The organism is Glutamicibacter sp. AOP38-B1-38 (genome assembly GCF_052377485.1).
Taxonomy (GTDB): domain Bacteria; phylum Actinomycetota; class Actinomycetes; order Actinomycetales; family Micrococcaceae; genus Glutamicibacter.
In genome coordinates, this window is record NZ_JBQSWU010000020.1 from 47532 (window position 1) to 69371 (window position 21840).

The 21840-nt window shown below is 62.2% G+C and carries 18 protein-coding genes; 10 read left to right on the plus strand and 8 right to left on the minus strand.

What is annotated here, in order from left to right; all coding sequences use genetic code 11:
• Positions 1-168 precede the first annotated feature (168 nt).
• The gene (locus tag ACT3TP_RS12705) at positions 169-1554 is read left to right on the plus strand and encodes a D-alanyl-D-alanine carboxypeptidase family protein (RefSeq protein ID WP_444620720.1); all 1386 of its coding nucleotides are present in this window, start codon (positions 169-171) and stop codon (positions 1552-1554) included.
• Positions 1555-1704: 150 nt separating this feature from the next.
• On the opposite strand, the gene ACT3TP_RS12710 is transcribed toward ACT3TP_RS12705, so the two are convergent.
• The 7 genes from ACT3TP_RS12710 to ACT3TP_RS12740 form a co-directional block, all read right to left on the minus strand.
• A complete protein-coding gene (locus tag ACT3TP_RS12710; protein ID WP_444620721.1) occupies positions 1705-2343 on the minus strand; it encodes a hypothetical protein in 639 nt (212 codons plus the stop codon).
• Positions 2344-2563: 220 nt separating this feature from the next.
• Positions 2564-2998, minus strand: coding sequence for a hypothetical protein (locus ACT3TP_RS12715; protein ID WP_444620722.1), 435 nt, complete (start codon positions 2996-2998; stop codon positions 2564-2566).
• 134 nt (positions 2999-3132) lie between these two features.
• Positions 3133-4278, minus strand: a complete 1146-nt coding sequence (locus ACT3TP_RS12720; protein ID WP_444620723.1) for a cysteine desulfurase family protein — start codon at positions 4276-4278, stop codon at positions 3133-3135.
• The gene (nadC, locus tag ACT3TP_RS12725) at positions 4275-5141 is read right to left on the minus strand and encodes a carboxylating nicotinate-nucleotide diphosphorylase (protein WP_444620724.1); all 867 of its coding nucleotides are present in this window, start codon (positions 5139-5141) and stop codon (positions 4275-4277) included. The genes ACT3TP_RS12720 and nadC overlap by 4 nt, the downstream gene beginning before the upstream one ends.
• Positions 5138-6751: an L-aspartate oxidase gene (locus ACT3TP_RS12730; RefSeq protein WP_444620725.1), complete on the minus strand. Its 1614-nt coding sequence runs from the start codon at positions 6749-6751 to the stop codon at positions 5138-5140. The genes nadC and ACT3TP_RS12730 overlap by 4 nt, the downstream gene beginning before the upstream one ends.
• On the minus strand, positions 6748-8031 hold the full coding sequence (nadA, locus tag ACT3TP_RS12735) for a quinolinate synthase NadA (protein ID WP_444620726.1): 1284 nt from the start codon (positions 8029-8031) through the stop codon (positions 6748-6750). The genes ACT3TP_RS12730 and nadA overlap by 4 nt, the downstream gene beginning before the upstream one ends.
• Positions 8028-8750: an NUDIX hydrolase gene (locus tag ACT3TP_RS12740; protein WP_444620727.1), complete on the minus strand. Its 723-nt coding sequence runs from the start codon at positions 8748-8750 to the stop codon at positions 8028-8030. Before ACT3TP_RS12740 ends, nadA begins: the two co-directional genes overlap by 4 nt.
• Before the next feature lie 497 nt (positions 8751-9247).
• Between ACT3TP_RS12740 and ACT3TP_RS12745 the strand changes: the two genes are divergently transcribed.
• Both ACT3TP_RS12745 and ACT3TP_RS12750 read left to right on the plus strand, forming a co-directional pair.
• Positions 9248-10015 (plus strand): alpha/beta fold hydrolase, encoded by a 768-nt coding sequence (locus ACT3TP_RS12745; RefSeq protein WP_444620728.1) that lies wholly within the window; start codon positions 9248-9250, stop codon positions 10013-10015.
• A 701-nt stretch (positions 10016-10716) separates the two neighbouring features.
• Positions 10717-11430 carry a hypothetical protein gene (locus tag ACT3TP_RS12750; RefSeq protein WP_444620729.1) on the plus strand — a complete coding sequence of 238 codons (714 nt, stop codon included), beginning with the start codon at positions 10717-10719 and terminating at the stop codon, positions 11428-11430.
• 36 nt (positions 11431-11466) lie between these two features.
• Here ACT3TP_RS12750 and ACT3TP_RS12755 read toward each other — a convergent pair whose 3' ends face one another.
• A complete protein-coding gene (locus tag ACT3TP_RS12755) occupies positions 11467-12246 on the minus strand; it encodes a helix-turn-helix transcriptional regulator (RefSeq protein ID WP_444620730.1) in 780 nt (259 codons plus the stop codon).
• Positions 12247-12330: 84 nt separating this feature from the next.
• Between ACT3TP_RS12755 and ilvD the strand changes: the two genes are divergently transcribed.
• The 7 genes from ilvD to hpaD all read left to right on the plus strand — a co-directional run bounded on the left by ilvD (position 12331) and on the right by hpaD (position 21793).
• Positions 12331-14250, plus strand: a complete 1920-nt coding sequence (gene ilvD / locus ACT3TP_RS12760) for a dihydroxy-acid dehydratase (protein ID WP_444620731.1) — start codon at positions 12331-12333, stop codon at positions 14248-14250.
• Between the two features lie 208 nt (positions 14251-14458).
• Positions 14459-16078 (plus strand): hypothetical protein, encoded by a 1620-nt coding sequence (locus ACT3TP_RS12765; protein ID WP_444620732.1) that lies wholly within the window; start codon positions 14459-14461, stop codon positions 16076-16078.
• A 341-nt stretch (positions 16079-16419) separates the two neighbouring features.
• The gene (locus tag ACT3TP_RS12770) at positions 16420-16719 is read left to right on the plus strand and encodes a hypothetical protein (protein ID WP_444620733.1); all 300 of its coding nucleotides are present in this window, start codon (positions 16420-16422) and stop codon (positions 16717-16719) included.
• Between the two features lie 185 nt (positions 16720-16904).
• Complete coding sequence (locus ACT3TP_RS12775) at positions 16905-18407, plus strand: fumarylacetoacetate hydrolase family protein (protein WP_444615495.1); 1503 nt, start codon at positions 16905-16907, stop codon at positions 18405-18407.
• Positions 18407-19066 (plus strand): GntR family transcriptional regulator, encoded by a 660-nt coding sequence (locus ACT3TP_RS12780; RefSeq protein ID WP_444615493.1) that lies wholly within the window; start codon positions 18407-18409, stop codon positions 19064-19066. The genes ACT3TP_RS12775 and ACT3TP_RS12780 overlap by 1 nt, the downstream gene beginning before the upstream one ends.
• Positions 19067-19142: 76 nt before the next feature.
• The gene (hpaE, locus tag ACT3TP_RS12785) at positions 19143-20648 is read left to right on the plus strand and encodes a 5-carboxymethyl-2-hydroxymuconate semialdehyde dehydrogenase (RefSeq protein WP_444615492.1); all 1506 of its coding nucleotides are present in this window, start codon (positions 19143-19145) and stop codon (positions 20646-20648) included.
• Between the two features lie 35 nt (positions 20649-20683).
• A complete protein-coding gene (gene hpaD, locus ACT3TP_RS12790) occupies positions 20684-21793 on the plus strand; it encodes a 3,4-dihydroxyphenylacetate 2,3-dioxygenase (RefSeq protein ID WP_255248377.1) in 1110 nt (369 codons plus the stop codon).
• The last annotated feature ends 47 nt before the right edge of the window (positions 21794-21840 follow it).

The window sequence follows — 21840 nt, forward strand, 5'->3', positions numbered from 1 at the left end:
AATTCTCATTCTTCACCCGCCGCAATAAACAACAATCGGCAGACGAACTTCGCGCAATAAGTCGATTGAACCCTTGCCCACACATGGTCAAGGATGGTCGAATGAATCATCATCACTCGGACAACGGAGCGACACGAGATGCCCAAATATTCTCGCACGAAGCTTTTAATGGCTCTTTCCGTCAGCACGGTCCTCGCGCTCGGAGTACTGCCCGGACCGGCCATGGCCTCCGGCCAATCAAGCGCGGTTCAGACCGCTGCGAGCTACACCTCGGTGCCCGTGGCCGCGGCCAGGACGCTGGACCGGAATCCAAGCCACCTCGATGTCTTCGTCAATAAGAGCTACCCGCTGAAGCCAGCGAAGTACGTACCGAAGACCAGCAAGGTGCCGGGAACCGGCATCAGGCTGCGCCCGGAGGCGACCAACGCCTACAACAAGATGGTCAAGGATGCCAAGAAGTCCGGGGTCCACATCAAGCTGATCAGCGGCTACCGCTCCTATGACCGACAAGCGCAGCTGTTCAATCAATACACCAGGATGTACGGCAAGAAGTATGCCGAACGCATCTCCGCGAGGCCCGGCACCAGCGAGCACCAGACCGGACTAGCCGCAGACGTAGGAAACAGCAATGGTGCCTGCGCCCTGCAGTCCTGTTTCGAGAACACTCCCGTCGGCAAATGGACGAAGAAAAACGCCCACAAGTATGGCTTCATCCTGCGCTACCCCAAAGGCCAGGAGGCGGTCACCGGATACGCGTACGAGCCCTGGCACTTCCGCTATGTCGGCACCTCGTTGGCCAAGTCCTACACAAATTCGGGCGCCAAGACCCTGGAGCACTTCCACGGTGTGGCCGCCACCAAGAAGAGCCCTCCCAAGTCCGGCAAGGGCACCGCAACAACCACCGCGAACCTGAATATGCGCACCGGAGTGGGGACCAGCAATCGAGTTGTCCTCACGATCCCGCGAGGCAAGACCATCAAGCTCACCGGCTCGAAGAAATCCGGCTGGTACCAGGTCAGCTACAACTCGAAGAGCGGCTGGGTCTCTGGCACTTACCTGAGCAACGTGTCCATGCCGAAGACCTCGAAGCCCAAAACCGAAACCAAGAAGAAACCGGCGCCGGAGAAGAATACCGGTTCGGCGAAGAAGACCACCGCAAATCTGAACATGCGCACCGGCGCCGGAACGAGCAACCGCGTCATCCTCACGATCCCGAAGGGCAAGAGCGTCAAGGCCACGGGCAAGAGCAAATCCGGCTGGCTGCAGGTGACCTACAAGTCGAAGACCGGCTGGGTCTCCGGGACGTACGTGGCCAATACCTCCGCGCCGAAAAAGTCCAATCCGAAGGCCGAAAGCACGCCAAAGAAAAAGTCCATCACCAAGCAGACCACGGCGAACTTGAATATGCGTACCGGCAACAGCACCAAGAAAAAGATCATCCTGACCATCCCGAAGGGCAAAAAGGTCAATGTCACCGGTTCGAAGAAGTCCGGTTGGTACCCGGTGAAGTACAAGTCGAAGACGGGCTGGGTCTCGGGAACTTATCTTAGGTAGGATCCCTCGCGGCACACAATAATCCCGGTAGCATCAAGGCAGACCCCAGCGTTTATGAGGATCTGCCTTGATGCTTTATTGATTAGCCATGCTCCGGCATGCGGATCCCGAAGCGGATGTCACCGCCGAGCGAATAGTAATCCTCCGTCGTTACTGGGGTGCGGTTACGTGCCCGTCCAGTATGGTTTGGACGACCTTGCGGTATCGCTCTCCATGGGTCACTTCCGAGGCGGTCCCTGGCCCGAATCTCTCGTTGTAGTATCGCGAGATATTGCCATTGTTCGCGCCGGAGTAGTGTGGCAGCAGAACTACCTTGCCAGGATAGCCACGCTCGAGCGCCAGCTGCTGCACAAAGTCATGGGCCTGTTTTCCCAAAACTAGTAAGGTCGGACTGGTGGCCCCCAGCGCGTGCACTTCGGCCAGCAGCGCGTCGAAATCGGATGCCGCAGGCACTGCCTGACTGGCATTGGGGTCGAAGACATCCTTGACCAGATCGGTCATGTAGGCTCCCCAGACAGCGGTTCCGCGGAACGCCTCTCCCAGAATATGGTCATTGGATTTCACACTGGTGTGAAAATTCGGAGGTCCTCCGGCTGCACGCTTGCTGCCGCGGTTCAGTGCCACCACAACGACCTCGGCATGCAACACGTCAAGCATTCCCGGATCTTCAGAGGGAAAATGCAAGTTCGCCCCGGTAACCGGTGCCGTTCCCGACGCATCGCCCCACACGGCCCACGTTCCGTGCTCGCTTTCCAAACTTTTCGCATACAGCTCACGAGTGATAGCCATCGTTCGTCTGTTCCCTTCCGCAAACCTTCTCATTGAATAAGCGCCCTAGTCAGCACCTATTCATCAAGGTAACGAGAAACTGGTGGCCAGTGTACGAAAATCACCGATGCTGCTCGATTCCGTACAAACCCGCACAATTTACGCCGCTCAATGCGGCGCTATTGAGTAAACCTCCGCCGGGTCGCGCTGCGGTTGAAAGATCTCCGCCGCGCTCGTAAACTCAGACTTCGCCCTTTGGAAGCGGGGAACAAAGACGCTCCAGCAAGGCCGCGAGCGGAGCCGGGATGTCCTCCAGCGGCACCGCCTGCGCCAGCAGCCGCGCGTAGCGCACCTTGTTGCCGCTGCGCCCGCCGAAGAATCGGGCCAGCTGGCGTTCCACCGGCTGGTTCTGCTGGTAGGGCTGGGTCTGCAGGCGGCGGAAGGACCCCAGCTCCCCCTGCCCGGCGATCACCGCTTCGACGCCCAGCGGTCCGAGCGCCCGGATGAATTCGAATTCCAGATCGGGATCGCAGACGAACACCGTTGCCAGTACGCGTTCGAAATCGCGCCGCTCGGCGGCGTCCACCAAACCGAACAACTGCGCGCCCTCCAGTTGCACGGCGGCACGGCGGGCGCCCTTGGATCCGCCCACCGGCAGCACCTGCGGGACGGGCATCTGCAGCCTTGCGGCCAACGTCCGCACCGCCACCGCGTCGCTTTCACCTTCGACCAGCACGATCCTCATGAAGTCATGGAATCACGGCCGCCATAGTTCACCCAAGCCCGCTCGGGATCGGATGATCCGGGCGATCAGTTGTCCACCAGCGCCTTGACCGTGGCCACCACGGCGCTGGCTACCTGGCTGATTTCGTTTTCCTTGATCCCCCGGGTGAAGGACAGCCGAACGGCGGTGTGCGCCAGCTGCGCCTCGTAGCCCATCGCAGTTAATACCGCCGAGGGCTCGGTGCTTCCGGCCGAGCAGGCCGAGCCCGAGGAACAGAGCACCCCGCGGCGTTCCAATTCGATCAGCACGGTCTCCCCCGCGGTGCGCGGAAAGACGAAGGAAACGATCCCGCCCACACGCTGCGCTCGATGCCCGGTCAGCTGGACCAGGCCTTCTTCTTTGGAGTTGAGACCCTTGCTGATGCGTTCAATCAGGTACTCGCCGTAGCCATCTCCGGTTCCGGCCAGGCGCTGTTCGGCGCAGACCTGCAGGGCGCGGGCGATGCCCACCGCGGCGGCCGGATTTTCGGTGCCCGATCGTACCCCGCCCTGCTGCCCGCCGCCGTGCAGCAGCGGCACCAGGGCGTGATCTTTGGAGAAGTACAGCACTCCGCTGCCCTTGAGCGCACCGATCTTATGCCCGGACAGGCTCAAGGCATCCACCTGCGAGGCCAATTCGGCCAGATCGAGCCAGCCGGCGGCCTGCACCGCGTCGGTGTGCATGAGCGCCCCGGCTGACCGAGCCAGCTGGGCGATTTCGGCGATCGGCTGGATCGTGCCCACCTCGTTGTTCACCGCCATCACCGACACCACGGCTACCTGCTCGTCGATCAGCGCCGCCGCCTCATCGAGGCGCACCATCCCGGTGGCATCCACCGGAATCATCCGGTGCTCAAATCCGTGGAAGTCCACCAGATAGGCGCAGGCTTCAAGCACCGCCGGGTGCTCGATGGAGCTGGTCACCACCACCTTGCCGCGCGCCGCCGCGAGCGCGGCGCCGATGATCGCGGTGTTATCCGCCTCGGTGCCGCCGGAGGTAAAGTAGATTTCCGGCTCGGTGACGCCCAGCGATGCCGCGACCTGCGTGCGGGCCCAGTCGTTGGCGCGCTTGGCCTGGTGCCCCAGTTCGTGCAGCGAGGCGGGGTTGCCGAAGTTGCTGGTCAGCAACGGGGTGACCAGATCCAGCACCTCCTGGCGCGGTGGGGCGGTGGAGGCGGCATCCATGTAGATCATGCAACCACCATATCCAGCCCCAGGTCGATGGCCTGCACCGAGTGGGTGATCGCCCCGGAGGAGATGATATCCACCCCGGTCTCGGCGATGCCCGCCACCGTCTCGGCCCGCACATTGCCGCTGGCCTCGATGATCGCTTGCCCGTCGATCAGCTTGATGGCCGCCGGCAGATCCGCCAGCGCAAAGTTATCCAGCATGATCACATCCACCTTCGCCGCCAGCACCGCCGGAAGCTGCTCGATGGAGTCCACTTCCACCTCCATGGCGGTGGTGTGCCCCAGCCGGGCGCGCACCGATTTCAACGCATTGGTCAGCTCTTCGCCGTCATCCAGCAAGGCCAGGTGGTTGTCCTTGGCCATGAACGCCTCGGAGAGGTTGTCGCGGTGGTTCACTCCCCCGCCGCAGCGCACCGCATAGCGTTCGAGCACGCGCAGCCCCGGGGTGGTTTTACGGGTATCGGCGATCCTTGCGTTGGTGTGCGCCACCAGATCCACCAGCTGACGCGTGGCGGTGGCGATCGCGCTCATCCGCTGCAGCAGGTTCAGCGCCACCCGTTCGGCGGTGAGCACCGCGGCGGCCGGACCGGCCACCGTCAGCAGCCTATCCCCGGCCTCGAAGACGTGCCCCTCCTTGACCAGCTGGACCACGTGGATCTCGGAGTTGACCATTTTCATCGCCCGGGCGAAGACGGCGCCGCCGGCCATGACCCCGGCCTCGCGCGCCCGCACCGCGGCGGTGGCCTTGGCCCCGGCGGGCACGATGGTATCCGCGGTCAGATCCCCGCGCGGATTATCCTCGGCAAAGGCGAATTCGAGGATGCGGTCGATGGCCGCGGTGGGCACCGGGTGGATTGGCTGGTTCACGCGTTGATTTCCTTGCTTTGTGGCCGGCTGCCGGTGTGCTGCGCAGCATCCAGAACCCAGCCGTATCGTGTGGTGGTGTGCTCGTCCGGGCTCGCGCCGTCGAGCCGGTGGTGCGCGCCGAGGCTGGCACTGCGCGCGGCGGCCGCCTGGGCGACTATCCGCGCGGTGATCCAGAGGTTGCCCAGTTCGATCAGTTCGCGCCGCCCCTGGGCCACCGGGGCGCTGGAGCCCAGCACCCGGAGCAAGGTTTGCAGTCCTTGCCCGGTGCGGTGCACGCCGAGGTGCTCGCTGGCCAGCGCCTGCAGCTGCGGCAGTTCCAGGGGCGCGTCGGTGCGCACCGGCGGCAATGCGCCGAGCTCCACGTTATCCAGCTCGCAGGCGCTTCCGGGCTCGTCCTGGGCCATGGCCGCCACCGCCTTGCGGGCAAAGACCATCGCTTCGAGCAGCGAATTGCTCGCCAGCCGGTTCGCCCCGTGCACGGTGGTATTCGCGCATTCCCCGGCCGCATAGACCCCGGGCACGCTGCTGCGTCCGTGGGTATCGGTGTGGATCCCGCCCATGGCATAGTGCTGGGCGGCCACCACCGGAATCGGCTCCGCGGCCAGATCCAGCCCGGCAGCATTGAGCCGCGCAGAGATCGAGGGGAAACGCCGCGTCAGGAACCCGGCTCCGCGCGCTGCTTCCACGCCTCGGGCGTCGAGAAATACCCGGTGCCCGGCGAGGTTCTGCGCGTGGATCGCCCGGGCGACCACATCGCGCGGGGCGAGCTCGGCCCGTTCATGGAGTCCGGGCATGAAACGCTGGCCTGTTTCGGTGACCAGGATCGCGCCCTCGCCGCGCACCGCTTCGCTGATCATTCCGGCGCCCGGGTACGCCGAGGGGTCCACCAGGGTCGGGTGGAATTGGATGAATTCGGCGTCGGTGATCACCGCGCCGGCCCGGGCGGCCAGAGCGATCCCATCCGCGGTGGCACCCTTCGGGTTGGTGCTCGCCTGGTAGAGCGCGCCCAATCCCCCGGTGGCCAGCAGCACCGCGTCGGCTTCCAGCAATAGCTCCTCGTCGCCTTGCAGGTAGCGGACCGCGCTTAGCCGCTGGGCCGAGAACTCTAGCTCGATGGCCAGCGCATGCTCGATGATCTCCAGTTGCCCGGCCGTCTGGGCGGAGCGCACAGCCTGCCTCAGCGCCTCGATCAACCCCGCACCGGTGGCGTCCCCGTCCACGTGCAGAATCCGGTGCGCGCTATGCGCCGCCTCCAGACCCAGCTGGTAGCTTCCATCCGTGTTCTTATCAAAGGCGACAGCATGCTCTTCCAGTGTGGCGACCAGGCTCCCGGCCGCGCCGCACATTTCCTGCACGGCGTTGTGCCCGCAGTGCCCGGCCCCGGCCTTCAAGGTGTCCGTCACATGGGCCGCCACGCTGTCTCCGGCGGCCAGACCTTGTGCCGTCACCGCCGAGAGCCCGCCCTGGGCGAGCTTGCTGTTCCCGTCCCCCAGCGCATCCTTGGTCAGCACCGTTACCGTCAAGCCAAGGCGCACCGCCTCCAGTGCGGCGCTCAGCCCGGCGGCCCCGGAACCGATAATGACGATCCGCTTCCCGGTGCTTTCGCTCATGGCTTGGCCGCAAGCATGCGGTCCAGGGCAGTCCTGGCGTCCCCCTGCTGGTTTTGAGGCACGCGGATCTGATTGACTACGCGGCCGGCCACGAGCTCTTCAAGAACCCAGGCCAGATAGCCCGGGTGGATGCGGTACATCGTGGAGCAGGGGCAGATCACCGGGTCCAGGCAGAAGATGGTGTGCTGCGGGTATTCGGCCGCCAGCCGGTTGACCATGTTGATCTCGGTGCCGATGGCGAACACGGTCGGCTCGGTGGCCTCGGCGATGGCCCGGCGGATGTAGTCGGTGGACCCTGCCTCATCGGCGGCATCCACCACCTCCATCGGGCATTCGGGGTGCACGATCACGCGCACGCCGGGGTAGTCCTCGCGGGCCTTGGCGATCTGGGTGGTGTTGAAGCGTTTGTGCACCGAGCAGAACCCGTGCCAGAGGATCACCTGCGCCTCGCGCATGGTTTCCTCGCTGTTTCCGCCCAGCGCCTTGCGCGGGGTCCACATGGGCATGTTTTCCAGCGGAATCCCCATGGCCTTGGCGGTATTGCGGCCCAGGTGCTGGTCCGGGAAAAAGAGCACCCGGCGCCCGCGCTCGAAGGCCCATTCCAGCACCGTCGCCGCGTTGGAGCTGGTGCACACCAATCCGCCGTTGCGTCCCACAAAGGCCTTCAGCTCGGCCGAGCAGTTCATGTAGGTCACCGGAATCACCGGCATCCGGCCGTCATCTTCTTCGTCCTGGTACAGCTCGGTGAGCTCATCCCAGCATTGCTGGACGCTGGGGCCATCGGCCATATCGGCCATCGAGCAGCCCGCGGCCAGGTTCGGCAGGATCACCGCCTGCTCGGGACGCGAGAGAATGTCGGCGGTCTCGGCCATGAAATGCACGCCGCAGAAGACGATCGCCTCGGCCTTGTCGCGGGTCAGCGCCGCATTGGCCAGTTGGAAGGAGTCGCCCACGAAGTCCGCATACTGCACCACCTCGTCGCGCTGGTAGAAGTGCCCGAGGATCACCGCCCGCTCCCCCAGGGTGTCCTTGGCCGCGCGGATGCGGGTATCGAGTTCGGCATCGCTGGCCTTGAGGTATTCCTCCGGCAAGCTGCCCTGCACCGGGTAGCCGGACGGGATTTTGTCCTCCTGCGAGGCGCCCGGGCCGTATCCGGCCGGGGTGTCCCAGGGATTGGAGGCCAGTTCGGTGGAGCAGGTGGAGCCCGGGGCCAGCAGGGTCAGCCGGGTGATGTTCTGCGCCACGGATCCGGAGTTGTTATCGGTGAGTTGCGTGCTCATATGCTGGTGTCTACTTCCATAGGATCGGGGCCGTGTCCTAGATACCGGTACAGCCGTGGCGGTCGGTGCTGACCGCCTGCTAAATATTCGTCGGTGGCCTCGATGGAGGCGGTGTTCTTCAACTGCCGGCGGAAGTTCGCCGGATCAAGTTCCTTACCCAAGATCGCTTCGTACACCATTCGCAGCTGTGCGAGCGTGAACCGTTCGCCGAGCAGCCGATGCGCGATCTGCCCGTACTCGGTTTTATTTGCCAGCCGCCATAGCGCGTAGTCCACGATCTTTCGGTGGTCAAACGCCATCTCCAATATGTGCGGGTCATCGACGTCAAACCAGGCGACGTTTTCATCCGGGACGCTCATCTCCACCTCTTCGATGTTCACCAGCGCGAAATACGCGATGGTCACCAGTCGGTGGGTTGGCGAGCGGTCGATATCGCCGAAGGTGTAAAGCTGTTCCAGGTAGCTCGGGCGCAGCCTGGTGGTATCGGCCAAGGTGCGTCCCGCGGCCTGGCCCAGGGACTCTCGTGATCCCACCGGCCCACCGGGCAATGCCCAGAGCCCTGCGTGAGGTTGGCGGATCCGTCGCACCACGGGCAAGCAGAGTTTGCCAGGTCCGCTTGCTGGATCGCGCCGAATTCCAAGGATCACGGTGGACACAGCAAGGGCGGGAGGCAAATTTCGCCGCTCGTCGACGTTGGCCCAACCGGGAACCGATGACATGATCCTCGTTCTTCCTAAGCTGTTGGTGCGCAAGCTGAGCGCACTCCGATTCGTTAGAGTCATTCTGACATTAACCAGAAGCGGACGCGACCCACATCACCCAAACCAAGGGGGCGGTCATGGCGAAACGGCCTGAGGCCAATTCAATTTCGACCCGCCATGCGCACCTAAAAACGAACTTGATGTGGGCAATCATCAAATTCGAACTCTTCAATTATTGAAACCACGCTGTGGGGAAATATTTCATCGCCCTGGCGGTCGCAAGACGTCCAGCATGTGCCGGACTAACTAGAGAATCCATCGGGCGCGAACCCCGCGGGCTTGCCCTTGGTGCTCGTCAAGGCATTCGTGCGCTTGCATCTGGCATTCAAGCTAGGAAGCAACGAACCGTGCACAATCCAAGTCGAAACCGCGAAATCGTCCACAAACGCAGGTACTTTGCACCCATTTCTCCGCAATTCTTTGACGGGTCCATCGCAGCAAGGCGGATAGCCGCCATGTCGCCTAAGATCATGTTCATGAGCATGGATCTGAACCTTCGTTTGATTTCCGCAAACAGCGAGTCGGAAGCACGTTCAGTGCTTCTCATCCATGGCTTTGCATCGTCGGCCGAGATGAACTGGAACCGCTCACGCTGGGTGCAGCATTTCACCGACCACGGTAGAAACGTCATCCTGCTGGACCTGCCGGGCCACGGGGAAGATCCGTATCGCAACGATGGAAGCTGGACTCCGACCCGAATCCGCGAAGCGATCGCCGCTGAACTCAACGAGCTGAACCTCGGCCCCGTTGACGTGCTCGGTTACTCGCTTGGCGCTCGTCTCGGTTGGGAGTTCGCCGCACACTTTCCAGAATTGGTCAACAAGCTCGTCATGGGTGGTCCTGCGAGCATCGACCCGCTGGCTGCCTTCGAACTTGATCAGGCGCGCGCCTTCATGGACAAGGGCGAAGAGATCCACGATGAATACACCGCCAAGGTCATCAACATCGCCAAGTCCGAAAGCGCCAACGACTTCAACGCACTTTTCCGCCTGATCGAGGCCATCAAAACCGACCCCTACGATCCTGCTTCAAAGGTTCCCCTCTGCCCTACCCTGCTCGTCGCCGGTGACCGTGACGATCTGGCCACCACCATGCCGCAGCTTCGCCGCCTGCTGAGGAATGCTGGTACCGAGTCCGCTATCCACTGGCTGCCCGGTCGCAATCACGCCAATGCCGTAACCAGTCGCGAGTTCAAGGAAAAGTCCGTGGAGTTCTTCGCGTAAATTCTCGGCGCTCAGCACCCCTTCAGCTACCCACCCAAGCAAATATTCTTAGGTCAAATCATGTCGGGCATATCAGTTGGGCCCGGAGTTTCAGTTTCGCCTTCCCACGATGCGCTAGTGAATGCCGGCATCTAGTTGGCAGTGAGACCTCTTGCTTCACCCGCTCACCTCCGATCGCACAAAGGCAGACACCTTGCCAGACGATCATCGGCGACGTTGGGCCATAGTAATGTCCAAACGAAACCGGTGCCGCGCCCACATCCCCACGTGTGCGAGCAAAGCAAAATCCATCCCCATAGACTCGCTGCTCTGCCCGAGCGCGGCCACCAGGCTCCGTACAACCCTAGCCAAGCATGTGCGACCGACAGCTTGTCGGCATCCTGGCAGCTGCGGCAACTTAAAAACGCATGCTGAGAATTCCCCACCGCACTCAATGTTTGCCTACTATTTGCCAACATTTCACCGTCGAGCTGTGGACCTTAGCCGATCCAAAATTTCGGAGATAGAACCTACCAAAAAGTGTTGCGCACGCCGTCCGTGAGAAGTTACCGTCGGAGGCACAGTAAAGAATTACTAGCACTTAGCTTGCATTTTGTTATTGCGGCAAATGGTTGGAATACAGTCGCTGCTTGTCCACTGCTCGTGAAATTTCAGCCGGCAATCGATGTCGGATCGCCCACCGAAACCACAGAAGGTGCAAGATGAAAAACAAACTCCCGCTCATCCTTTCGCTAGGCTCCCTTCTGCTGGTCGCCACCTCGTGCGCAGCGGTCGGTGAACCTGCCAGCAGCCAGAGTAACGCTCCGGCGGCCGAATCCACGGGCAGTTCTTCTCCGAGCAAGTCAGCTTCCGCAACTGGGTCCACTCCAGCCTCTGGTGACGATCAAGTCACCGCCGATGAGATCATCCCGACCTTGAGCCGCCCTGATACTTCTGAAGATCAGCCGCCGGCAGAAATTGAAGACCCATCGATCAAGCAAGTGAGTTTGCGCGCTCTGGCCTCATTGTCATATGCGCAAGAATTCGCTGCGGTCAACGAGTCCGGTGACCTGTGCTTGATCGCGTGGGCAAATAGCGGAGATGGAGACGGCACGGCGACGCTCAACGGACCGGAAATCGAATGCGACGAGCCCGCCGAGGTGAAGGCTGAGGGACTATCCCTTCGAATCGACAGCACTAAGGACAACCCAGGTGTTGCGCTCCATATGCTACCGCCGGACCTTACCGAAGATGTGGTCCGCACAGAACTGCTGAAGATTCCCGGAAATCATGAAGATCTACGCCCTCCTGTAGAATTCAATGCCACCGACTTTGGACTTGTATCCGTAGCCATGACCCCGCAAACCGCCGACGAGCTCGGTCAGCTCAGCATCCCCCGTCCGGATGGCTCGGACTTCAAACTCGATCTCGACTAGCTATCACCACAGCACTACTGGATACGCAGCCGCGTACTAGCGCGGGGCATAAACCAACAAGGTGAGATCCGGAGCCTCCGCCGGAGTCAGGTTGTGCTGCTCGTACCGGGTGAGACCCTTCTCGGGGTGCTGGAAGAGGCGCTCGCGAGTGCCGAATCCGGCTACATCTCGCTCCTTCCAGATTGCAGCGAACTCCGGTGAGGCTTCCGAGACGCGTGCCACGATGCCACTATCCCCCGAAGGGCTGAGCCAGCCCCGGGTTTCGGCACGGAAGCTGCCTACGAAGCTTCGACTCTGTGCTTCCCAGTCTGGGAGCATTTCGCGTAATTGATCATCGGTGAACACCAGCCAGAGCAGGTTCCGGTCGGCCTCTTCAAGCGATGCAATCCGCGGGTAGAGCTTTGCGTAGGCTGCGTTCCAACCGATGATCCTCCAGTCCGCGGCGATCAAGAATGCGGGAAAGCCCAAGGCATCGAGCAGACGCTGCAGTGCGGGGGTCACCTCACTGGTCACATCCGAAATGCTTTCGCCGTGACCACCCAACGACAAGAGGTAAGTGCTCTCCACCGGAGTCAGCCGGTAGAGCCGAGCCAGCGAGTCCAGTACCTGACGTGAGGGATTGATATCCCTTGATTGCTCCAGCCAGGTGTACCAGGTCACCGAAACTCCGGCCAGAGTGGCGACCTCCTCGCGTCGCAGCCCGCGCACTCGGCTTCGCCCTACCTCGGGCAGTCCATGCGAGGCACGCTCGGCACGAGCTCGGCGGTCTTTGAGGAAGGCTGCGAGTTCTTCCCTGCGTCGCTGACCAGCGTTCATTTTTGGTCCTTTTTATCATGGTAGTAGTACTACTAGTATCAACGCCGTCTGGGTTAGCGAACAAATCCATGATGGGATTTGAGGATGACCACTTATCGCTCGCACACCATTACCCACGGCCGCAACATGGCAGGCGCCCGCGCACTGCTGCGCGCAGCCGGCGTCAACGGCGCTGATCTCGGCCGCAAGCCGATCATCGCCGTGGCCAACAGCTTCACCGAATTCGTTCCCGGCCACACCCACCTTCAGCCGGTGGGCCGCATCGTCTCCGATGCCATCATCGAGGCCGGCGGGATCCCCCGCGAATTCAACACCATTGCCGTGGACGACGGCATCGCCATGGGTCACGGCGGCATGCTCTACTCGCTGCCTTCGCGCGATCTGATTGCCGACTCGGTCGAATACATGGTCAACGCACACTGCGCCGACGCGCTGATCTGCATCTCCAACTGCGACAAGATCACCCCGGGCATGCTCATGGCCGCCCTGCGCTTGAATATTCCTACCGTGTTCGTCTCCGGCGGCCCGATGGAATCAGGACGCGCCACCCTGGTCGACGGCACCGTGCGCACCCTGGACCTGGTGGATGCCATCTCCGAGGCAGTGAACGAAAACGTCTCGGACGCGGACCTGCTGCGCATTGAGGAATCGGCCTGCCCCACCTGCGGCTCCTGCTCGGGCATGTTCACCGCAAACTCGATGAACTGCCTCACCGAAGCCATGGGCTTGGCCCTGCCGGGCAACGGTTCTACTTTGGCTACTCACACCGCACGCACCGCACTGTATCAAAACGCCGGTAAGACCATCGTGGATATCGCCAACCGCTTCTACGCGGACAGCGACGAGACGGTACTGCCACGCAATATCGCCACCATCGAGGCCTTCGGCAACGCGATGACCCTGGATATTGCCATGGGCGGTTCCACCAACACGATTCTTCACCTGCTGGCCGCCGCCCACGAGGCTGGCGTCGAGTTCGGCTTGGAAGAAATCAATGAAATTTCCGGCCGGGTACCCTGCCTTGCCAAGGTCGCCCCGAACTCCGCCGGCGCAGGGAAGATCTACTACATGGAAGATGTCCACCGGGCCGGTGGCATCCCTGCCATCCTCGGCGAACTGCGCCGCGGCGGACTGCTCGATGACACGGTGAACACCGTGCATGCCGCCACCATGGGCGAGGTGCTGGACGACTGGGATATCCGCGGCGGCAAAGCCACCGACGTGGCCCTCGAATTGTGGCATGCCGCTCCTGGCGGGGTACGTTCCTCCACCGCCGGTTCGCAGTCCGCGCGCTGGGAAGAACTGGATACGGACGCCGCCGAAGGCTGCATCCACTCGGTGGAGCACGCTTACTCCCAGGACGGCGGATTGGCTGTGCTGCGCGGCAACATTGCCGTGGATGGCGCCGTGGTCAAGACCGCTGGCGTGGATCCCTCCATCTGGAGCTTCACCGGTCCGGCGGTAGTCTGCGAGTCCCAGGACGAGGCGGTAGAGAAGATCCTGAACAAGCAGGTGAAGGCCGGCGATGTAGTGGTCATCCGCTACGAGGGCCCCAAGGGCGGTCCGGGCATGCAGGAAATGCTCTACCCGACTTCCTTCCTCAAGGGCCGCGGCCTGGGCAAGTCCTGCGCGCTGATCACCGATGGCCGTTTCTCCGGCGGCACCTCGGGACTATCCATTGGACACGTCTCCCCCGAGGCGGCGTCCGGTGGCATCATCGCCCTGGTTGAGGATGGCGATTCGATCTCCATCGACATCCCGACCCGCGACCTGACGCTGAATGTAGCTGATGATGTTTTGGCCGAGCGCCGCGAGCGTTTGCTGGCAACTACCGGCTACCGCCCGGCGAACCGCGAGCGCGTGGTCTCCCCCGCACTGCGTGCCTATGCCGCCATGGCATTGTCCGCAGATAAGGGCGCCGTGCGAGACGTGGACCGTGTGGAGCGTGCCCTGCGCGAAGCCGATGAACGCGCTGCGGCAGTTGCGCGCACCACCGCTGTCTAAGGAAAATTCTGTGGCTTTGGCCCCCGGAGCTCACACGTCAGTGGAACTTCCGGGGGGCTTCGCTGCTTGATCGGCACCACCGCGGATGAAACGCCCAACCCCGGACCATTGGGAACGATAGACTGCTGGTGTCGACACGGATACTCACCCAATCAGATCCTGCCTTATTGCCGCCCTTCATTCGCTTCCTGTCCAGCAAAGGAACTTCATGTCCACTCCAGTAGATCCAACGACCGAAATTTCCGACGTCGTCCGGGACAATGAGTCAGAGTCGGCATTGGCTGCCACTGAGTCCGAACTGACTTTGCTGAACGTCGGAGACGGCTATGCGTTACTTTTTGCCGACCACGCCCCTAAGGGTATGGACCTGCTCGAATTCAATGTGCTGGGCCAGGCAGCCGGAGAGCGGCTCACCGACCGCCTCTCGACCGCGGCCGGTGTCGGGAACCTCGCCGCACTGGGTGCCAGCGCCCTGCCTAAATCCCAAGGGCTTGTCCGCTTGGCTCCAGAATCGCTGCAGCTTCTGAACCAGGCAGGAAATTCGTTGATGCAATCCGGTGGCCAAAGTCTGGGAACCATCGTTACTGCAAACGGGAAGTTAGTTGCCCACGCACGCCTTCTTCCCGCAGTAGGGGCTCAGGGTGCACTCTTGGCGCCGATGCTGGGTCCGGCCTTGGTCTTGCTGGCGCTACAAATGCAGCTCGCCTCAATCTCGCGTCGGGTTGACGAGAACATCGAGCTGACCCGTGACGTGTTGCGTGCCATCCACCAAGACCAGTGGGCCACACTAATCGGCCTGCATGAAACTAGCCTCCAGGCCCTGAACGAAGCCGAGGCGGCTGGAACGGTCAACGAGCACATCTTTGCCCCGTTGGCCAGCCGTCAGGCCGATCTGCGCAAGTTCCGCAAGTTGTTCGTGGATTTCGTGCGGGATCACCTCAAGGCACTGGATGCGGACGCCAAAACCAGTCGAAGCTATATCCAGAAAAATTTCGACCAGATCATCGCCGATGCTCACGGGATGCTCATGGCCGAATTCGCTTGGTACCGCGCCCAAGCGCTGCGCGGCAGCCTCATCAGCCACGACGCACAAAATCTGGACGCAAACGAACGTCTGCTTACCCACCTCGTTGAGGAAACCAGGTCCGAACATGACGAAGCCATGTTGGAAATCGCCCACTTGCTCGCCGAGGTTGAACGCAACGTGCGATTGCTGTCATTGTTGCCCTCCGCACGCAGCCTTCCCTTCACGTCGAAGCGTCGCAATATTGACGAGGCCATGGCGATGGCAGAAGCCCTCTCGGCCTCCGTCGCCGATCTGCGCAGCCAGGTACTCCCCCGACGAAGGGCCGTGGCTCCGAAGGTTTCCGTATTCAAGTCCGAGACCCCAAGCAAACTGACAGATATCCTTGCTTGGTCCCTTCCTGAGCCTGCACAGGTTCTTGCCTTGGCCGATGCAAATCAGGAAAGACTCCTCGCGAACAACGTATATCTCGGAATTGCCTCAGAATATTTCTTTGTGGCTGATCAGAGCGAACTCACTAAAGAAGGCGCCGTTGAGCGCATCACCCCGCTGAACGATATCCGTTACGTCCGCTTCCTTGAAAGGACAAAAAAGGGTCCTACTTTGGAGATCATCACCAAGGACGAGAACCTCACCTTCACCTTCGACTCATGGGCCGTCGAGGGCGAAGGGTTGGAGTCGGCCCGTCGAATGGCAAACCTCTTCTCCAGCGTGATGAACCTGCCTGCCCACGAGCAGCGGACCGATCCACTCATGGAGGAAATCTTGGAGAATTCAAAGGCATCCAAGGCTATTGAGTCCTAAAAGCAAGACACAGGTACGGCAGCCCGTTTAACCACGAATACTCCAAGGGGCCTGCCGTACCAGTTTCGCATTTCTGAAATGACGCATCTAGCGGCAGTCATCGCCTTTCCCTCCCTACGGCGGTGCGAGCACTTGACCTCAGGAGTAAGCTCTTCAAGTCAAATGTCCGAGCAGCTCAGGCGCCCGGCCTAACTGGGCGTGACTTGTGAATTCGTCGAATATACGACGCCAGGGTTCTCTGTGCCCGACATTGTTCGTTCGCAAGACAAGTGGGTAAACCTCCACAAACCCTAATTCTTCTGGCATGAGTCTGAACCAGATATCACGTACGAATCAAGGTAATGGCTACTGACCATTACGATCACCCGCGCGTCCGTCTCCTTGTTGTGAAAAGGACAGGTTACAGGTCAGAAGAAGTCCTGTTTCTGGCGAAGAATCGCGCTACCGACGGATTTTCTACTTTTTCGCCACCCACCCCGATTGCAGCTTTCCAGCTACAGGCATTTGTCCTGCAAGAGCACAACGCCATCATTTCTGTTCAACTGCCCCATTTTGAACTGGATCATATATACGATCTCTGGCTCCATCGCGCTGACTTGCGCCTATTTCTACAACCGATTCGCGCCCGGAAAAGTGGTTGATTAACCGACCGCCCAGGTGAAGAATCGGAGTTAACTTCCGCGGAATCACGGGAAAAACAAACCTATTTTTGAACTTCAGGCACCCAGTGGCGAAGCAATCGCGCGCAGTGACTTGACAGTCACTGAGATTCAGCGCACACTGATCGTATACGATTTGATGTACGACGAAAGTGGGAAGATCAAAGATGAGTAATCCGATCCCGGTGAGCGAAGAGACTTTCGCCCAGGCTGGCAAGGTCCTTGCGGTGCACCTGAGCTACTCCTCGCGGGCAGCCCAGCGCGGCCGCACCCCGAAGTTCCCGAGCTACTTCATGAAGGCCACCAGCTCGCTGGCAACCACCGGTTCCACCGTTGAACGCCCGGCCGGCACCGAATTGCTCGCTTTCGAAGGCGAAATCGCACTGATCATCGGCAAGGCCGCCCGCCGCGTCTCGGTTGAGGAAGCCTGGAGCTACGTCGGCTCGGTTACCGCCTCGAACGACCTCGGCGTCCATGACATCAAGTACGCGGACAAGGGCTCGAACATCCGCTCGAAGTCCGGCGACGGCTACACCCCGATGGGCCCCACCGCCCTCGCGGCGGCCGAGCTGGATCCAGCCAAGCTGCGCGTGCAAACCTGGGTCAACAACGAAACCGCCCAGGATGCCGACACCTCGGAGCTGCTCTTCTCCTTCGCGCAGATCGTCGCGGATCTTTCCCAGCAGATGACCCTGCAGCCAGGGGATGTCATTCTCACCGGCACCCCGGCCGGCTCCACCGTCTTCTTCCCCGGCGACGTCGTCGAGGTTGAGGTCACCGACCTGCTCTCCGGCGCCACCACCGGCCGGCTGAAGACCACCGCGGTCGAGGGCACACAGACCTTCGCGGCCTTCGGCAACCAGCCAAAGGTCACCGACAAGGACAAGGAAGACGCCTACGGCGACCGCGAAACCGCCGGCATGCCAGCGCTTCTCACCGGCAAGTCCGTGCTCACCGACAAGGTCCGCGAGCAGCTCGCCGCGGTGGCCACCGCCACCTTGTCCGCCACCCTGCGCAAGCGCGGGCTGAACAACGTGAACATCGAAGTCCCCGGCGCCACCAAGGGCATGAAGCGCGTGATCGGCACCGCCCGCACCCTGCGCTACATCCCGAACCGCGAGGACCTGTTCAAGGCCCACGGCGCCGGCTACAACATGCAGAAGCAGTCCATCGACTCCCTGGGCGACGGCGAAATCCTGGTCATGGAGGCCCGCGGGGAAACCGGCTCGGCCACCCTGGGCGACATCCTCGCCCTGCGCAGCCAGCAACTGGGCGCCGCGGCGATCATCTCCGATGGCGGCGTGCGCGACCTGGATGCGGTCTCCAACCTGGAGATCCCGGTGTTCTACAACGGAGCGCACCCGGCGGTCCTCGGCCGCAAGCACGTGGCCTGGGACAAGGACCTGACCGTGGCCTGCGGCGGCGTGTCGGTCCAGCCCGGGGATGTCATCGTGGCGGATTCGGACGGCATCGTGGTGATCCCGCCGGCACTGGTCGAAGAGGTCGCCGCCGAAGCGATGATCACCGAATCCAATGACGAGTTCATCTTCGCCATGGTCCAGCGCGGCCACGGCATCGAGGGCCTGTTCCCGATGAACACCGAGTGGAAGACCAAGTACAACGCCTGGAAGGACGCCGGATCCCCGGATCTGGCCAGCTGGGAACTCTAATGAGCAATTCCAAGTCAGAGGTCGCCTACGCGCTGGTCTCCGAACGGATCGTCAACGGGGCCTACTCCCCGGGCTACCGACTCGTGCTGGGAACCATCGCCGAAGAACTGGGCTGCTCGGTGGTCCCGGTACGCGAGGCCATCCGACGCTTGGAAGCCGAAGGGCTGGTGCACTTCACCCGCAATGTGGGCGCCACCGTCGCACAGGTCGACTCGACCCTGTACCTGCACACCATGCAGACCTTAGCGGTCATCGAACCGGCGGCCACCGCACTTGCGGCGGCGGCAATGGACGAGGCATGGCTGCAACGGGCGCAGGAGCTGAACGATGCGATGCGCCAGTGCCTGGAGGACTTCAACCCGGTGGCCTTCACCGCGTTGAACAACGAGTTCCACCAGCAGCTCTACAGCCAGTGCCCGAACCCGCACATCCTGGACCTGGTGCAGCGCGGCTGGCGCCGGCTCGCGGCCATGCGAGCCAGCTCCTTCACCCACATCCCGCACCGCGCCAGGGCCTCGGTGGAAGAACACCAGCACCTGCTCGAACTCATCGCCGCCCACGCCTCCCCCCGCGAAATCGAAGAGGCCGCCCGCACCCACCGCACCAATACGCTGAACGCCTATCTGGACCAGGCCGGAATGGCCCCCTCGGTCATCTAGCCTCGGTCCAGCCACCCAAAGAGATTTCAAATTTCATGTCTTTCACAGTTGAAAGCCACGCGAAAGGAAAACATCCATGAGCAAGCACTTCGTTCCGGAAAACCTGCCGACCCACCTGCAGCACTACATCGGCGGCAAGTTCGTCGATTCCATCGGCGGGGAAACCTTTGGCGTCCTGGACCCGGTCACCAACCAGGACTACGCCACCGCCGCCGCCGGCCAGCAGGCCGATATCGACGCAGCGGTCGCCGCCGCCACCGAGGCTTTCAACAACGGCCCATGGCCGAAGATGAAGCCACGCGAGCGCGCCAACGTGCTGTACAAGATCGCCGACGCGGTCGTCGCCCAGCAGGACCGCCTGGCCGAAATGGAAACCTTCGACACCGGCCTGCCGATCACCCAGGCCAAGGGCCAGGCCCAGCGCGCCGCGGAGAACTTCCGCTTCTTCGCCGACCTGATCGTCGCCCAGCACGACAATGCGCTCAAGGTCCCGGGCTCCCAGCTGAACTACGTGAACCGCAAACCCATCGGCGTCGCCGGGCTGATCACCCCCTGGAACACCCCGTTCATGCTCGAATCCTGGAAGCTCGCCCCGTCGATCGCCTCCGGGTGCACCGTGGTGCTCAAGCCGGCGGAGTTCACCCCGCTCTCCGCCTCGCTGTGGGCCACCATCTTCGAAGAGGCCGGCCTGCCGGCCGGTGTCTTCAACCTGGTCAACGGCATCGGCGAAGAAGCCGGCGACGCGCTGGTCAAGCACCCGAAGGTCCCGCTGATCTCCTTCACCGGCGAATCCTCCACCGGCCAGCTGATCTTCCGCAACTGCGCGGAGAACCTCAAGGGCATGTCCATGGAGCTCGGCGGCAAGTCCCCGGCCATCGTGTTCGACGATGCAGACTTCGACGCGGCCATCGACTCCACCCTGTTCGGCGTGTTCTCGCTGAACGGCGAGCGCTGCACCGCAGGCTCGCGCATCCTGGTCCAGCGCGGCATCTACGAGAAGTTCGTCGAGGCCTACGCCGCCCGGGCGAAGAACATCAAGGTCGGCGATCCGCACGATCCAACCACCCAGGTCGGCGCGCTGGTCCACCCGGAGCACTACGACAAGGTCATGAGCTACGTGGAGATCGGCAAGTCCGAAGGCCGCCTGGTCGCCGGCGGCGGCCGCCCGGAGAACCTGCCCGAGGGCCAGGAAAACGGCTCCTACGTCGCCCCGACCGTATTCGCCGACGTCGCCCCGGAGGCACGCATCTTCCAGGAAGAGATCTTCGGCCCGGTCGTGGGAATCACCCCATTCGACACCGAGGAAGAAGCCCTGGAGCTGGCGAACAACACCAAGTACGGCCTGGCCGCCTACCTGTGGACCAACGACCTGAAGCGTGCCCACAACTTCGCCCAAGACATCGAGGCCGGCATGGTGTGGCTGAACTCGCACAACGTGCGCGACCTGCGTTCGCCCTTCGGCGGAGTAAAGGCCTCGGGCCTGGGCCATGAGGGCGGCTACCGCTCGATCGACTTCTACACCGACCAGCAGGCCGTGCACATCACCCTGGGAGATGTGCACACCCCGAAGTTCGGCGCCTAATTACTTATCCTGCCCATTCGCAAAGGAGCAACACAATGAGCAAAGAGATTTCCAACCCCATCGCCACCCCATCCGTTCCAGCGCCGGACATCCTGCGCTGCGCCTACGCCGAACTGGTTGTCACCGACCTGGCCGCCTCGCGCAAGTTCTACGTGGACGTGCTCGGCCTGCACGTGTCCTACGAGGACGACACCCAGATCTACCTGCGTTCCTTCGAGGAGTTCATCCACCACAACCTGGTGCTGACCCTCGGCCCGGTGGCCGCGCTGAAGGCCATGGCCTTCCGTGTGCGCTCCACCGCCGAGGTCGACGCGGCCGAGGCGTACTACAAGGAATTGGGCTGCCGCACCGAGCGCCGCAGCGAAGGCTTCGTGCGCGGCATCGGCGATGCGGTCCGCGTCGAGGATCCGCTGGGCTTCCCCTACGAGTTCTTCTTCGAGACCGAGCACGTCGAGCGCTTGCATATGCGCTATGACCTGTACTCCGCCGGCGAGCTGGTCCGCCTGGACCACTTCAACCAGGTCACCCCGGACGTGCCACGCGGCCGCAAGTACCTCGAAGACCTGGGCTTCCGCGTCACCGAGGACATTCAGGACGAAGAAGGCACCACCTACGCCGCCTGGATGCACCGCAAGGGCACCGTGCACGACACCGCGCTGACCGGCGGCAACGGCCCGCGCCTGCACCACGTGGCCTTCTCCACCCACGAGAAGCACAACATCATCCAGATCTGCGACAAGATGGGCGCGCTGCGCATCTCGGACCGCATCGAGCGCGGCCCGGGCCGCCACGGTGTGTCCAACGCGTTCTACCTCTACATCCTGGATCCCGATGACCACCGCATCGAGATCTACACCCAGGACTACTACACCGGCGACCCGGACAACCCGGTCATCACCTGGGACGTGCACGACAACCAGCGCCGCGACTGGTGGGGCAACCCAGTAGTTCCATCGTGGTACACCGAAGCTTCGAAGGTCCTGGACCTGGACGGCAACGTGCAGGAAATCATCGAGCGCACCGATGACTCGGAAATGGCGGTGACCGTCGGCGCCGACGGCTTCTCCTACACCCGCGAGAAGGACGAGACCGGCACCTACCGCGGCCAGGCTTCCAAGGGCTTCAAGCTCGGAAACCAGGTCTAAGCACCCACCGACGTAGCTTCCCTGAGCTACTACGTGAAAACCCCGGG